Consider the following 16,404-nt stretch of genomic DNA (forward strand, 5'->3'; position numbering starts at 1 on the left):
TACCAAAGTTAGTCAGACTATTCAGAGCACCTTTTGTGCATGGAGGAATAGAATTACTAATAATAACTCAGAATTAGAATGCTTTTTTAAAAATAAATATCAAAAGGAGGAATTATAATGAGTGATACGTTAATAAGTACTGTTGGTGCTAGTCTTTTAAGTAATTTAAGAACTAATGAAACATTAAAAGGATTATATGAAAAAAATAAATCGGAGGAAATTGTTAATTATTTTTTGAATTTAAAAGAAGATCCAGAAAATTATAGGGGGTTTGGTGCTGAAATAAATTCAATAATAAGCATTTTAAAAAAAGGTTATTTAACCAATAGAAAAAATTTATATTTTTTGGTTTCTGATACTCTAGATGGAAAAAAAATTGGAAATATATTAAAGAATTTTTTTGAAAAATCGGAATATAGTTTTGAAAAAGTTGAAGTTAAAGTGAGCTATAAATTAGATGATTCAAATCCATATGATTTTAAAATGTATGGATTAAAAAATTTAATAAAAAATATGGCTAGTATAATAAGACAACATTATGGAAGTGTAATAATTAATGCTACAGGTGGATATAAAGCACAAATAGCTTTTGCTCTAGCTTTGGGACAAGGGTTAAAGGTTCCAGTATATTATAGATTTGAAAGATTTCCAGAAGTTATAGAGTTAGAACCTTTACCATTACATTTGGATCCAAATTTATATTTTATATGCAGAGATTTATTTGAAGAATTAAATGATGATATAAAATTATTTTTGGAATATGAATCAATATATAAATCATTATCTAAAGAAGCTAGAATATTTTTTGATATTATTTCAATTGATAATGAGAAATATATATCAATTAGCCCCATGGGACAAATATATATTGAAAGTATAAAAAATGAATTCTTTTATTTATCAGATAAAATAGCTCTTAAAAAAAGAGAAAATAACTTGTTACTTTTAAGTAGTGAATCAGAAGGACATTCTAAAGAATTAATAAATAAATATAATTTAAAAAAAGTTTTTGAGGAATTTGAATATATTGAAAAAATCAGAGTTTTAAGATTTTCCTTAAGTGAAAAATCTTCTAAAGCTAAAGTGAAGATAAGGGGAAATAATTTAATAATTATATTACAAACAAAACAAGGGATAATACATTTGGAAGCGGAAACAACCGCACGTGATGAAAAAGAATTAGAAATAATAAAAATTAAATTAGAGGAATATTTAAGTAATAAATTTTAAGGAGGATTGGTATGGATTTTAAATGTTTTGAGAGTATAGATTTTGAAAAAACTATAGATATATTTTTCAAGAAAATTCTCAAAAAGCTAGAAGAAGAAAATATAGGTGAATTAAATGATAAAATTATTGAAAATATAAAAAGATCAAAATTTAAATTTTTGAATAAGAGGGAAGTTTATTCAAATATAGATGGTAAAGAGAAATTAACAGGCTACCTATATAATATAAAATATTATTTTAAAGATGAAGAAAAAGATTCATATGAAAATATATTAATACTAATACCTGATAAAGATGGATATTTTTATTCTGCGAATAGAAGATTATATTCACCATTTGTAATATTTGATAAATTTGAACGTGAAGATATGGAAAATGATAAAAAATATCTTGATTTATCAAATGCAATTATTATGCAAGGATATTATTTAGCGGTATTATCAACATTTTTTAGAATAGTGAATTCTGTAGAAAGAAAAAGGAAAAAAAATATTAAAGAAACAGGAGTAAAAGGTAATTATATAAACGAATTATCTAAAACAATAGGTGTAAAATACTATAAATATTATTTATCAAAAAATGAAAAATATATTTATCAAAAAATTCCTATATTTTTTGAACCAGATGAATTAAATTATATAGAATATTATACAAATCCAAGGAAAGTAGTATATCCAAATGAAAAAGTAAATGAATTTATGAGATTACCACATGAAAGTCATGGTGGAATTGTAGATTTTTTAGAAACACCTGAATCTGAAAAAATAGGGCTTACATTGAGTTTGGTATATGATGATTTAACATATGACTTTGAAAAATTAAATTTTAATAAAAGTAAAAATATTTTATCTTTTGCAACTAGTCAAATTCCTTTTATTTTACATTCAGATGGAGCAAGAATATTAATGGGTTCAAAAAATTTAAAACAAGCAATAAAATTAAATAATGCAGAGAAGCCTATTATATTTACAGGTAATGAATTAGATAATATAGGAATTAATGCTTTAGTTGTATATGGTCTTTTTAAAGGTTTTAATTTTGAAGATGGTATAGTAGTATCTGAAAGTTTTGCAAAAAAAATGGAGACAGATGTTTTAGAAGAAGAAAAATATACTTTAGAAGTAAAAGAGGATAAACATCCAGAAAAAAAAGGAAATAAATGGATATATAAAAGAAATAAAAATGATATACAAGAAATAGTATGGAAAGTAAATGAGGGTGATTGGGTATCATATAAAGATAAAATAATGGAAATATATGACAATAAAAAGTTAATAAAAACAATATATTATAACGGAAAATATGATGCTCAAGTTAAAAATATACCAGATTTTCCAGAGCTTCCATATGAAAATTATGAAAAAGATTCAAAAAGAATGATAGATATTAGAATTGAATTCTTGGTAAAAAAACCTTTGGAAGTTGGAGACAAAATTATGGGAAGGCATGGAAATAAAGGAACAATTTCTTTAATTGTTCCTGATGATGAAATGCCTAAAGTAGTAATAAATAATAATGAATATCCAGTAGAAGTTATTTTAAGTCCATTAGGTGTTGTTTCAAGAATGAATATAGGACAATTATATGAAGTTCATTTTTCAATGGCTAAAAAGTTTGGTGATTTTAGGGACTTTGATAATGGTGTAGATTCATTTAAAAATGGTTTTGAATATAAGGATAAATTATTAAAAGAATTAAAAAAATTGGGATCTGATAATTATGGAAGATTTAAAGTTTTATATAACAATAATGAATGGTATTTGACATCAGGATTTCAATATTTAGTTAGATTAGATCATTGTGTTAGGGATAAAATACATGTAGTATCTTTTGCGCGAGAAGGGGAAATTAATTGGCAACCATTAAAAGGAAAATCTAGACAAGGTGGTCAAAGGTTTGGCGAAATGGAGTTTTGGTCTATATATTCATATAATAACAAGAGATTAGCTAAACTGTTTGCTAAGAAGAATTTAGATAAACATACTAAAAAAGAATTTCATAAATATCCTGAAGAACATTTCAAAAAAATATTAAAATACTTTAATATATATTTATATACACCAGAATATATGAAATCAAAGTTTGAATTCAAAGATAATATAAAAGAACTATTTAAAGATGATAATATAGAAGAATATATATATGATTTTATGTATGAGGGCTTTAAAAATGCATATGTGAAATTTGTTATGAATAATTTAGGGTTATTTAAAAAATCATATGAAAATTTTAAAAAAGATGCTCCTAATTTACCAAATTCAAAAAACGATAGTATTTTTGATAACGAATACAAATATTTTATCATTGATAATAACAAACTTTCAAAATCCATTGAATATTTTGAAAATGATAATAATAAGAAAATAGAAAGTGCTTTAAAAAATTATTTATTTAAAAAGGACGGATATTTAAGAAATTTAGTAATAGCTAGAAGATTGCATTTTTCTGGAAGGACTGTAATTACTCCACAACCTTTAAATTATATAGAAGAATATGATTTAAAAGTTGATATAGATACTGTAATTTTACCAATTGAATTTGGTGTAGAGTGGTTAAAAGAGTTTAAGTATGATAATTATGATTTAAGAAGTGCTCTTAAAGGTAATAAGAAAAAAAGAATTGAAATTGCAAAATTATTAAATAAATATATTGAAAATGAAGAATTATATGTTATTTTAAATAGACAACCATCATTACATAGACATTCTATACAATCATTTATACCTAGATTCTGGCATAATTATACAATAGGATTGCCTATAAATGTTTGTGAAGGATTTAATGCGGATTTTGATGGAGATACAATGGCTGTATATTTTCCAAATATTGATTTAGATAAAGATATAAAAGATGAATTGAAAAAAATGTTACCTTCAAGGAATGCATTTAAATTAGGTGATGGTGAATTATTGTATTCAATAGATCAAGATATGGTATACGGTAGATATTTAACAACAGGCAAAAACAAAAAGGAAATAAAAAAATATTATAGTGAAATTATTAGAAAATATATAATAAATGAGGATTATGATTCAATAAAAAGAATAATAAATGAAGAAATAATTGGTAAGGATGTAAAGCTAGCTACAGAAAAGAATCTAACTTTGAGTATTTTTGAAATAATTAATGATGCTGAAAGTATGCAGGATATAAAAAAATCAAAATGTAGAGGTAATGATAAACAATTCAATCAATTAAATATTAGTGTGGAAGATTTTGGGAAGGGATTTGTTCACGGATTAAAAGTTGAAGAGTATTTTGATGTAAATAAGGGTATTGCAAAAAGAGCAAGAAGAACTTTAATGGATAAAAAATTAAAAGTAGCAGATGCTGGATATTTTACAAGAAAATTAGTAGAATTTTTAGGTACGCTGGTTGTTGGAGATTTTGAAGAGTATGAAGAGATTGAAATAAATTTAGATAAATCATTTGATGAAAATAATAAAATTAAAGATGTTTTTGGTAAAGATAGATTTTTATACAGATATGTGAAAATAAATAATAAAATACTTTTTATTACTCCAGAAAATATAGATATTCTACCAGATAAATTCATACTATTATCTCCAAAAATAAAAGAGAAGAAGAATATGTATTTTGTAAGTAAGAAATATTTAGGATATGATGTATCAAAATTAAAGGATTTTGATTTAAATGAATATATTGGAATATCATCAGGACATGTTCTTGGTGAGAGGGGAACGCAATTATCTATGGAAACTTTTCATTCAGGAAGTAAAGGTATAAACATGCAAAATGTAAGCAGTTTGATATTTAATAGTGCATTTAATAGTAATACATATATGGAATTTTTAATTTCTGTTGAAGATAAGTTCCACATGGAATTAAACAAAGATAATGTAAAACAAAATAATTCAAGAGAATTTATATTTAACAAATTAAATTCAAAATCTATTTATTTTGAGCTATTGTATTTATTTGCTCAATATTTGAAAAATAATAAAAATATTGAGTCTGTTAATAAATATTTTAATAATATTGATTTAAGAGGGCCTTTGACATGTATGACATTTGAAAAAGGATTAGATGTTATGAAGAATTTGGAAGAAGGTAAATTATATAATGAAACTCATCCAAGAATAGAATATGCTTTTTTTTGGAGGGATATAAATGAATAAAGGAAGACGTCAGTCAAAAATAAAAACAACTAGTAAATATAAAACTTATTTTAATAATTTTCAATTTAAATATACTGAAGAAGAAGATATAATATCTGATATTGATGAAAATAATGAAGATGATTATTCGCAAAGAGAAATAAGTAAAAATGAAAGAAATTTAGTTAACCCTGAAACTGAAAGAATCAGTAAAAGAAAAATAGGATTTCAAATAATTAAGGTAAAAGAGAGGGATAAATATTCATATGAATTAATTAATTTAACTAACAATATTAAATTATATAATAATTTAAAAAATATAATAAATTTTTTTCCTTGGTTTGAAACATTAACAAAAGAAAAATTTTATGCATTAGCATCTGATAATAGATCAGGCGGAATTCTAACCTTAGATAAAAATTATAGATTTAATTATTCTATTCAATTACCAAATGGAGATATAGTACCTTTATCAACAATGGTAAAAGAAAAAGGAAAATATGAAAATCCATTTTTTAGTAAATATAGAAAGTTTAGAAAATTTATTAATGAAAATATCAATTATATCAATCAATTAAAAAAAGGAGATGTAAAAAAAGAAGCTATAAAAGAAGAAGATGATTTAAATATATTTATAGGAGAGTTTTTAGTTGCAATTGAAAGAAAAAAGGGAAATTATAATCAAAGTTATATAAATGAAAGTTATTATACAATTGTTGAAGATGAAGATAGATTAATTGATAATCATCTAGTAGAAAAAATTTTTAAAGAATATAAAAAATTTTTTTGGGAGTGATTGATCTTGATATATGTGCATAAAAAAGAAGAATATATTAATAAAATAATGGAATCTTTAAAAATTCAGTTTGATGAAAAAAAAGAAAGAATATCAATTGATGAATATTTTGATAGTGATTTTAAATCTTCGGAGTTATGTATTATAGAGGAAAGTTTTTTAGAGGAACCAAAAAATCCAGCAAAAAGAAAAAATATAAATACAGAAGAATTAAAAAACAAAAAAATAATTTTAATTGTTGATGATAAGATAAATGGAAATATATTTGATAAATTTTTAGAATATGAGATAATAGGCATTTTTAGAAAAAAAAGGTTAATGTATGAATTTGAAGAATTAGGAAAGTTTGAAAAATTATTAAAAGAATATATTAGAAAAATGAATTATGATTTAAAAGTTGAAGGGAATAAAATTTATAAATATATACCATATAAAAATTTAAGAAATTGGAAATTTTTCCCTAATACAGAAAATATATATAAATTCTACGAAGAAAATAAATATGTATCTATATTTTTAGACCCTGCAATGAAAGATTTTTCTAGAAAATTAAGAGAAATAATAAAGGATTTTAATAATACAAAAGAAAAATATAAAAAAGAATTGAATGATATGGAAGAAAAAATAAAGGGAAAAAGCATAAAAAATTTAGATAAAGAATTATCAAAATATGATAGAAAAATATTTTTGCCTTCATTATTAATAGAAGGAGAGACTGGAACTGGGAAAACATTAATAGCAGAAATTATATCGAATGCCATAAGTAATAGCATATACAAATTTTCTCTATCAAATATTTCAAAAAATTTAATTGATTCAGAATTGTTTGGGACTAGAGAAGGTGCTTATACAGATGCTAAAGATAGAAAGGGAAAGATATTATCTAATATAGGAAAATGTATTTTTTTAGATGAAATTGCAGAAATTCCTGAAGATGTTCAAACAAAATTGTTGTTATATTTAGATGATTTTAGAATTAGACCAGAAGGATTAGATGGATCACCTTTATTAGCTCCCGCTTTTATCATTTCTGCAACTAATAAAAATTTAAAAAAAGAAATAAATAATGGTAATTTTAGAGAAGATTTATATTATAGATTTAAATATAAAATAAAAATACCTTCTTTAAAGGAAAGACGTGAAGACTTAAGATTTTTAATTAATTTTATATTATTAAATCCATATATAAATTATTATGACAATGAGAATGATACATATTTAATAGAAAAAATATCGTTAGAAGCAATAGAAAAATTGGAAAATTATGATTATCCAGGTAATTTTAGAGAGCTAGAAGGTATTCTAAAAAATGCAGTAAATTTGGCTTCTTCTGAAAATTTAAATATAATATTAGAAAAACATATAGTTTATTAAAAAAATCGGCTCCTATTAAATAGGAGCTGATTTATTATAAAACACAAAATATATTTGTAAAATTTTTACTTAAATGCGTTTTAAAAAACATAATTTTATATATTTAATAATTATTTATCTATTAAATAATAAAAAAGAAATATTGTTAAATAAAATAAAGTTTGATATACGAATTACAGTGTGAGATCCGGGGAAATAAAAATCGTCTAAAAATATTATTATTAATGAATCACAATTTTGTAACCATGTAACGTTTAGGTTAATTCATAAAAAATGAGGAAAAATAGGGGGGATCCGGAAAGCGAATAAAGTTCTAAAAATATAATTGTTGAGCAATTTTACATTAGGTAAACTGCACGATAAAGGAAATGAAAAGAAAAGGTGTTATAATAATAATCAGTATTTCTACGTGTTTTTAACCTACCTATGAGGTATGGAAACAAATTTTGATGTTGCTTCATATTTATTTGTTAAATTAGTTTTTAACCTACCTATGAGGTATGGAAACCAAAAATTTCAAAAGCTTCATTCTTTAATTTTAAAATAAGTTTTTAACCTACCTATGAGGTATGGAAACACTTACCTCTTACTTTACCTTTTTCTACTTTAAAATTGTTTTTAACCTACCTATGAGGTATGGAAACGAAGATGTATCTTCCTGTTTTGTGATGGGTATAAAGCGTTTTTAACCTACCTATGAGGTATGGAAACCCCCTATTATAAAATTCATATCGTTTCTGGAGTTTTCATGTTTTTAACCTACCTATGAGGTATGGAAACTTTTTCAAGATGACTTCTTTTACGAAGTCCCTATTTGGGTTTTTAACCTACCTATGAGGTATGGAAACAGGTAGCACCCCTCCAATCTCGGGGTGATCCTATATAGTTTTTAACCTACCTATGAGGTATGGAAACATCAGTAGGCGACCCTATGTAGTAACCTGTGATTCTAGTTTTTAACCTACCTATGAGGTATGGAAACTTGCAAAAGTATTCATTTTGTTTTTCTTGCTTTTAAAGTTTTTAACCTACCTATGAGGTATGGAAACAAAGTACGACTTGGGTTTTCTAAATCCTCCTGCTCTAGTTTTTAACCTACCTATGAGGTATGGAAACTCCAATATTTCATTGTAGACATTCCAAGACGCTATTTTTTGTTTTTAACCTACCTATGAGGTATGGAAACGAAATTTTTAAAGTTCAAATTTTCACAATCATTTTTACAGGTTTTTAACCTACCTATGAGGTATGGAAACTTTAAGCTTACATTCCACATAATTTCACCTCCCCGGGTTTTTAACCTACCTATGAGGTATGGAAACTATATAGGCATCTTCAACTGCTTTGCAACTATCAAGGTTTTTAACCTACCTATGAGGTATGGAAACCAAATGATTCCAACGATGGTTCTTCTATCGTTTTTTTAAGTTTTTAACCTACCTATGAGGTATGGAAACCATATTTTTCTGGATATTTTCCATAATGTTTGTAATACTCGTTTTTAACCTACCTATGAGGTATGGAAACAGGCCAGGTAGCACCCCTCCAATCACGGGGTGATCCGGTTTTTAACCTACCTATGAGGTATGGAAACAACCAAAAGGGTAGCAAATGTTTCCAACGATGGTGTTTTAAGTTTTTAACCTACCTATGAGGTATGGAAACTATTACTAATTCATCAGCTATTCCGAAAAGTATTTTTGGTTTTTAACCTACCTATGAGGTATGGAAACAAATTTAGCCTACAATTTAGCAGAATTAGAAAAAATGTTTTTAACCTACCTATGAGGTATGGAAACACGGCTGTTGAACAGCCGCCTTGATGGCGGCTTCTACAGGGTTTTTAACCTACCTATGAGGTATGGAAACAAGTAAGCCACCCACCTTTATAATCAAGGATTTTCGTTTTTAACCTACCTATGAGGTATGGAAACTTGGCATATTCTAGAAGAGCTTTTTTTGCTGATGAAAGTTTTTAACCTACCTATGAGGTATGGAAACTCTTATTTCGGTTCTAAAACCATTACTTGTAAAACGTTTTTAACCTACCTATGAGGTATGGAAACTCTATTTATATCTTCCCAGTTAATGTTTGCATATATTAGTTTTTAACCTACCTATGAGGTATGGAAACAAATAAAAGCAGGCCCTACAAGACCCGCTGAAATAAAAAAGGTTTTTAACCTACCTATGAGGTATGGAAACCCATGGCCAGCATGCCTGCAAAACTACCCAAGATAAAGTTTTTAACCTACCTATGAGGTATGGAAACGTGGTGTTTGTAAACCACCCACAGTTCCTTACAAATAGGTTTTTAACCTACCTATGAGGTATGGAAACTAATAGTTCACCGTCTAATTCGCCCTTATTGTCAATTAAGTTTTTAACCTACCTATGAGGTATGGAAACTAATCATTATACAAGAACACTAACCCATTTGCTAATTTCAAGTTTTTAACCTACCTATGAGGTATGGAAACAGATAAAAAAAAGACGGCACTAAGCCGTCTTAGAATATGTTTTTAACCTACCTATGAGGTATGGAAACAGTATTTCGAATCGTTTATAACTCTTACTATATTTTGTTTTTAACCTACCTATGAGGTATGGAAACTTCTATGTTATTTACTTCATCAAATACTTTAACAATGTTTTTAACCTACCTATGAGGTATGGAAATAAAGTAGAGATATTTAATTCAGAAAAGATGAAGAGAGTCTTTAAACCTATCTATAAAGTATAAAGATAATAATAAAAAGTAATGCTGAAAAATTATTGGAAGTTTATGTATAATTTAAAAAGAAATTATCAGTAAATAGAAGTGAATATTGCAGAATATTTGTGTATCATTGTATCTAAAATAAGATGAAATGTTATATGAATTAATCAATCTTAATGAAGACTAATTAAAAATTTAGATAAACTATAAAGTATAGAATAAGTATTTTATAATAAAAATAAAACATATTATTTTTTGAATAAAATTAGTTTTGTCTATAATCAAATTGTTATATGAATTAATGTTAGTAAAAAAATAACATAGCAGCTATTGCCGCTATGTTATTTTTATAATAGATAAAATTAATTATAATAAATGCGATTAATTATAATATTCAACAATAGTTTCAACATTATCAGTAATAATAGCATCAAGATATCCATCTAAACTTTTTAAAGTTTCAATATCATTTAATGTCCATATTACTATATGAAGTCCTAATTCCATTAATTTAGAAATTAAATTCTTATAATTCTCCAAACCAAACATTTTTATACCTTCTACTGGTAAATTAATAGAATAAAAATTTAATTCATTATGAAGAGGTATAATTTGATCAACCATCTCTTTTTCCTCAATTAACAACCCTAAATCTAAATCCTTATCTAATTTTCTTAATATTCTAAGAGCATCTACATTAAAAGAAGAAAATAGCACTCTTTCTAATGCATTAAAACTTTTTACAGTATTGTATGCCATTTCAGTAGCATTAATATTTTTTATTTCAACATTAATATATGAATAATCTGGTAATTTAATAAATACTTCTTCTAAAGTTGGTATTGGCTCTCCGCCGTTTTTAATTTTCTTAATTTCTTTAGAAGTTAAATCAATAATTTTTGTATTATCTCCAGTGATTTTTTCAAAATTATCATCGTGATAAATTATCAATGCTCCATCTTTTGATAGTTGAACATCTAATTCCACACCATCTGCACCATATTCTATTGCTTTTTTGAAAGCTAAAATAGTATTTTCCGGATATTTAGCTCTATATCCTCTATGACCTAATATAACTGGACGTTCTTTTGCCACAATATCCTCTCCTTTTTTATTTTGATATATAAATTATACTATAATTTTATTAAAAAGATTATTATGTTATATTTAACTTGATTTTTGCATGAACTTTGTTGTAAAATAAAGATAAGAAAAAACAAATTAGAGGAGGAAATTTATTATGATATACAAATTAGAAGTAGAAAGAAGCAAATTAAATAATTTAATGGATATGGCATCAAAAGCAGTAGCAAAAAAAACAACAAATCCTATTTTATCTGGATTTAAATTTTCTGTTAAAGATAATGATTTACATTTATACGCTACAGATTTACAAACTGCATTTCATGGGTTAATAAAAAATATAATAGTGGAAAAAGTAGAAAATATAAATGAAGATTTGTTTGTAGAAAATATAGAAGAAGGTGCAGAAACAGAAACTTTATTTGAAGAAATTTCAGATGAAAATATAAAACCAGAATTTGTAGTAGATGCATCTTATTTTATAGATATCATTAAAAATTTAAGTTTTGAAAATATAAATATTTATTTAGAAAATAAAAATATTAAGGTTATTGCAGGAAAATCTGAATTCTTACTTCCTACTATGAATCCGGAAGAATTTCCTGAAATTGTACCAAATAAGGTAGAAGAAGGATTAATAACTTTTGATAGACAAAAGTTATTATCAATGATAGAAAAAGTAATTTTCTGTTCATTGAAGGACTCAGAAAACATGACAAGAAATTTAAATGGTGTATATTGGGATTTTAGAGAAGGTGGTTATTTAACTTTAGTAGCAGCTGATGGATATAGATTAGCATTAGCAGAATTATCAATGGATATTGTTAATACTCCACCATCATTCTTGTTATCATTAAAAAGTATGGAAGAATTATTAAATGTATTAAGAAGTTCTAAAACAGAAGAAATAGAATTATTCTTTGATGGTTCAAGGGTATTATTTTTCTTAGATGAAGAAAATATAGAAATTATTTTAAATGTAGTAGATGCTACATTTCCAGATTACGTGAGAATTATTCCTCAAGCATTTAAAACAAAAGTAATAACATCAACTGATTTATTATTAAATGTATTAAAAAGGGTATCTATAGCTGCAAAAAATGATCAAATAAAAATGGAAATTAAAGATAATATAATGGAATTAACGGCAAAATCACCTGAAGTTGGTCTTGCTGTAGAAGAATTGGAAATAGAAAAAGAAGGCGAAGATATTATGATAGCTTATTCACCTAAATATTTGAGAGAAGCAATAGATCATATTGGAACATCAGAAGTAGAATTCAATATAACAAGTGAAAGTTCTCAAACAATGATAAAACCTGTAGGTGATGATTCATATATGTATATTGTAATGCCTGTGAGGTTGAAATAGTGAGAGTAGGATTTGGTTATGACGTTCATCCATTTGAAGATAATAAAAAGTTATATATAGGTGGAGTTGAAATACCTTCTAATAAAGGATTAAAAGGACATTCTGATGGGGATGTCCTTATTCATTCTATTATTGATGCATTATTAGGTGCATTGGGGATGGAAAATATAGGTGAATTATTTCCTGAAACAGAAGAATTTAAAAATATAGATAGTAAAATCTTATTAAAAAAAACAATGGAAAAACTAAATGGCATAAAAATAATTAATATAGATTCTACCGTAGTTACTTCATATATAAAACTAAATAAGTATAAGTTAGAGATAAAAAAAACCTTAGCAGAATTAATGAATATAGATATTTCTCAAATTAATGTTAAAGGAAAATCTGGAAATGGACTGGGTATTGGTGGTAAAAACGAAGGTATTGAAGCATATGCTGTTGTTTTAATAGAATATTAATTAAACAATGAAAATAAATAATATACATGACTTTAAAGAATTAACTGTGGAGAAATGTATAGAAATACAAAATAACTTAGTTGATAAATTAGAGTTAAAAATATATGGTAAAACTCCTGAAATTGTAGCAGGAGTTGATTTATCTTTTTTGGGTGAATTTGGTATTTCTATTATTATTGTTATCGATAATAATTTTAATGAAATTGAATTAGTATATCATATTCAAAAAATAGAATTTCCCTATATACCAGGATTATTAGCTTTTAGAGAATTACCAGTTTTTATAAATGCATGGAAAAAATTAAAAACTAAACCAGATTTAGTTTTTTTTGATGGACAAGGTATTGCTCATCCAAGAAAGATGGGGATAGCAGCACATGCCTCATTTTTTATAGATCTTCCTACAATAGGAATAGCAAAATCTAGATTATACGGCAAATATATAGAACCATGCACGAAAAAAGGATGCTTTTCTTATTTATACGACACTGAAGATAACGAAATAGGAGTTGTATTAAGAACAAGAGAAAAAGTAAAACCTGTTTTTGTATCTCCAGGAAATTATATTACAGTTGATGAATCCAAAGATATAACTTTGAAATATACTACAAAGTATAAAATACCTGAACCGACTAGACTAGCTCATTATTATTCTCAAAAGATAAAAAATGAGGTGATATAATGGATATTTTGCAAGTAATGATAAAAGCTGCAAAAGAAGCGGGGGACATATTATTGACGAAAAAGAAAAAATTAAAAAATATTAAAACAAAAAAATCTTCTTCGGATTTAGTAAGTGAAGCAGATTTGGAATCACAAAAAATAATAATAGATATTATTATGAATGAATTTTCAGATGCAATTATTTTAGCAGAAGAAACATGGAATGGTGATAAAAGAATATTAAAACATGGGAAAAAAGTATTTGTTATAGATCCTTTAGATGGTACATTAAATTATGTACATGGAATGGATTTTTATTCTGTTTCAATTGGAATGTTAGATGATGGAGAAATAAAATATGGAGTGGTTTATTTACCAGAAATTGATAAATTGTATTATGCAGAAAAAGGTAAAGGATCATATTTAAATGGAGTTAAATTGTTTAGGAATGATAATAAGAAATTATCAGAATCAATGTTTGTTACAGGTTGGCCATATGAAGAAGAATTATTTAAAAAAGCATATGATGCTATTGCAAAAATTCAAAAAAACATTCATGAGGTTAGAATTTTAGGTAGTGCAGCTGGTGAATTATGTATGTTAGCAGAAGGAAAAATAGATGGATATTGGGAATATGGTCTTGGTCCATGGGATTTAGCTGCAGGAGTTTTAATAGCAAAAGAAGCAGGTATGGAGGTTTATAGTATTCATCAAAAAGAATTTGATATTTCAAAAGGAGAAATAATAGCAACATTTAAAGAAAATATAGATGAAGTATATAGAATATTAAAGGAGTGATTTTGTGGAAAAATATGATGTAGAAGTTTTGGAAATAAAAGGAGAAAAAATTGAGACGTGGAGATTTAAGATAAACACAGATAACAAGAATTCTGTAAAATTACTTAAAGAAATTGTTGATTATATTAATGGAACAAATTTAAAAATAGTTATCGATCCCATAGATGAAATTTTTGCTAATATATATTTATATCCACAAGAAATTTTTACACCAATAGATAGAGAATTTTTTATAGAAAGAATAAATAAAATAGTGGAGTAAATCCACTATTTTATTTTACCAACTGGAGCTAAATAAACTACTAATTCATCATTTCCATCTACGCCTATTAGTTTATCCATACTCTCTTGATCATATGCTGCAACAGCACAAGTTCCACAATTAATTGATTCAGCTGTTAAATATAAGTTTTGACATACATGACCCGCATCTATTGCAATGGTTTTGTGTGATTCAAATGAATATTTCCATTCTGTTCTATATGGAATGGCTGTCCAAACAAAAACTACAGCACTTTTACCTAAAAATGTTTGACCTATTGTTGCATCAACTATATCCTTTGAAAAATCTCCTTTTTTAATTAATAATAACTTATGTATTGTTGGAATATATCTATATATTCCTTTTTCAATACCTTCTACATTAAAAATAATTAAATAAGTTTCTAAAGGATGTGTTGCACCTGCAGAAGGTACAGTTCTGAAAGTCACCATGTCTTTTACTATATTTTTAACCCCTTGAGTATAATATAATAAATAAGATAATTCTTCCAAAGTTAATGATTTATCTTGGAAAGATCTCCTACTTTTTCTATTTTCCAAAATATTTCGAATATCAATATTACCAAGTTTTATATATTCTGGTGGCAATAAATCTATAAACTCACCATTTTCATCATATGGTTTAATATATGGTGGAATAGGTATATTTTTAGCTTTATCAGGTTTCTCAGTTTCTAGTGCTTTCCAATTTGATTTTAATATTTCTCTTCCACATTTCTTCATTTTTTCACCTCCGATAAATAATTTTTCAAATTGTATACATTTTTAAAAACCATAAAAGAATACTTTTTTTGTTCAATAGCATTTTGAGGACAATTATATAAGCATTTTAAACAAAGAGAACAATTTAATCCGAATTTTATTTTTCCATCTTTTAATGAAATATTGTTAGTAGGACAATTTTTTATGCACCATTGACATAAATTGCAATTATCATTAACAATATACCCCTTTGCAAATATTTTTGCAAATAAATTTTGAAATATAGCCACTTTAGACAACATTATTCCTTTAAAATGTGGTTTTGTGTTTTTATGCACATTGTTTAAAATATTATTAGCAATTTCATCAATTTTATCAGGTAGTTTATCTAAAATTTGATATATTTCATTTTCTTCCATAGGTTTTATACAATTTAATGGCATTTGAATATCATCTTCATAAAAAACTTCACAATTACGACTTTTAAAAAATCTCTTTAACTTTATTCTTGATCCACTATTTGGAGGAATAAAAGCTCCAGCTGATACAGTTAAAATAGCAGTTTTTATATTATTTAACTTTGTTTTCTTTAACCATTTATATACTGGCCAAGGAACATCAAAAGAGTGTATTGGATATAATAATATAAATAATTCGCAATCATCTACAGAATAATCATAATTTTTTAAAGTAATTTTTGTTATTTCAACTTTTTTCCCCATAGATTCTAACTTCTCTTTTAATAGCTTTGAAACATACTCAGTATTTCCCGTTCCTGAAAAATAAGCCATCATAATCATTTAATC

At 25.4% G+C, this 16,404-nt stretch carries 12 protein-coding genes and 1 CRISPR repeat array; of the genes, 9 read left to right on the plus strand and 3 right to left on the minus strand.

The annotated features are described in order from the left end of the window. The first annotated feature begins 117 nt into the window (after positions 1–117). Genes AS160_RS02030 through AS160_RS02045 form a run of 4 tightly spaced genes read left to right on the plus strand, consistent with a single transcriptional unit; the run spans position 118 to position 7,518 of the window. Entirely contained in the window at positions 118–1,230 is a 1,113-nt protein-coding gene (locus AS160_RS02030; protein ID WP_165144325.1) for a putative CRISPR-associated protein, read from the plus strand. Positions 1,231–1,241: 11 nt separating this feature from the next. Then, a complete protein-coding gene (locus AS160_RS02035) occupies positions 1,242–5,369 on the plus strand; it encodes a hypothetical protein (RefSeq protein WP_165144326.1) in 4,128 nt (1,375 codons plus the stop codon). After that, positions 5,362–6,144, plus strand: a complete 783-nt coding sequence (locus tag AS160_RS02040; RefSeq protein ID WP_165144327.1) for a hypothetical protein — start codon at positions 5,362–5,364, stop codon at positions 6,142–6,144. The genes AS160_RS02035 and AS160_RS02040 overlap by 8 nt, the downstream gene beginning before the upstream one ends. Positions 6,145–6,159: 15 nt before the next feature. Then, complete coding sequence (locus AS160_RS02045; protein ID WP_241244207.1) at positions 6,160–7,518, plus strand: sigma 54-interacting transcriptional regulator; 1,359 nt, start codon at positions 6,160–6,162, stop codon at positions 7,516–7,518. A gap of 411 nt (positions 7,519–7,929) precedes the next feature. Further along, positions 7,930–10,265: direct repeats of the CRISPR family, unit length 29 nt; unit sequence GTTTTTAACCTACCTATGAGGTATGGAAA. 353 nt (positions 10,266–10,618) lie between these two features. Here the strand turns inward: AS160_RS02045 and AS160_RS02050 are convergent. Continuing rightward, on the minus strand, positions 10,619–11,332 hold the full coding sequence (locus AS160_RS02050) for a glycerophosphodiester phosphodiesterase family protein (protein ID WP_165144329.1): 714 nt from the start codon (positions 11,330–11,332) through the stop codon (positions 10,619–10,621). A gap of 145 nt (positions 11,333–11,477) precedes the next feature. Between AS160_RS02050 and dnaN the strand changes: the two genes are divergently transcribed. The 5 genes from dnaN to AS160_RS02075 are packed head-to-tail and all read left to right on the plus strand — an operon-like array spanning position 11,478 to position 14,876. After that, the gene (gene dnaN / locus AS160_RS02055; RefSeq protein WP_165144330.1) at positions 11,478–12,692 is read left to right on the plus strand and encodes a DNA polymerase III subunit beta; all 1,215 of its coding nucleotides are present in this window, start codon (positions 11,478–11,480) and stop codon (positions 12,690–12,692) included. Beyond that, positions 12,689–13,153 (plus strand): 2-C-methyl-D-erythritol 2,4-cyclodiphosphate synthase, encoded by a 465-nt coding sequence (gene ispF / locus AS160_RS02060; protein ID WP_165144398.1) that lies wholly within the window; start codon positions 12,689–12,691, stop codon positions 13,151–13,153. Before dnaN ends, ispF begins: the two co-directional genes overlap by 4 nt. Before the next feature lie 7 nt (positions 13,154–13,160). After that, positions 13,161–13,835: an endonuclease V gene (gene nfi / locus AS160_RS02065; protein WP_165144331.1), complete on the plus strand. Its 675-nt coding sequence runs from the start codon at positions 13,161–13,163 to the stop codon at positions 13,833–13,835. After that, positions 13,835–14,614, plus strand: a complete 780-nt coding sequence (locus AS160_RS02070; protein WP_165144332.1) for an inositol monophosphatase family protein — start codon at positions 13,835–13,837, stop codon at positions 14,612–14,614. The genes nfi and AS160_RS02070 overlap by 1 nt, the downstream gene beginning before the upstream one ends. Before the next feature lie 4 nt (positions 14,615–14,618). Then, positions 14,619–14,876 (plus strand): hypothetical protein, encoded by a 258-nt coding sequence (locus AS160_RS02075; protein WP_165144333.1) that lies wholly within the window; start codon positions 14,619–14,621, stop codon positions 14,874–14,876. A gap of 5 nt (positions 14,877–14,881) precedes the next feature. Here the strand turns inward: AS160_RS02075 and AS160_RS02080 are convergent, their stop codons facing one another. Next, positions 14,882–15,619 carry a SagB/ThcOx family dehydrogenase gene (locus tag AS160_RS02080; protein WP_165144334.1) on the minus strand — a complete coding sequence of 246 codons (738 nt, stop codon included), beginning with the start codon at positions 15,617–15,619 and terminating at the stop codon, positions 14,882–14,884. Continuing rightward, positions 15,616–16,398, minus strand: coding sequence for an EFR1 family ferrodoxin (locus tag AS160_RS02085; protein ID WP_165144335.1), 783 nt, complete (start codon positions 16,396–16,398; stop codon positions 15,616–15,618). Before AS160_RS02085 ends, AS160_RS02080 begins: the two co-directional genes overlap by 4 nt. Positions 16,399–16,404: the final 6 nt, after the last annotated feature.

This window comes from Marinitoga sp. 38H-ov (genome assembly GCF_011057715.1).
Taxonomy (GTDB): Bacteria; Thermotogota; Thermotogae; order Petrotogales; family Petrotogaceae; genus Marinitoga.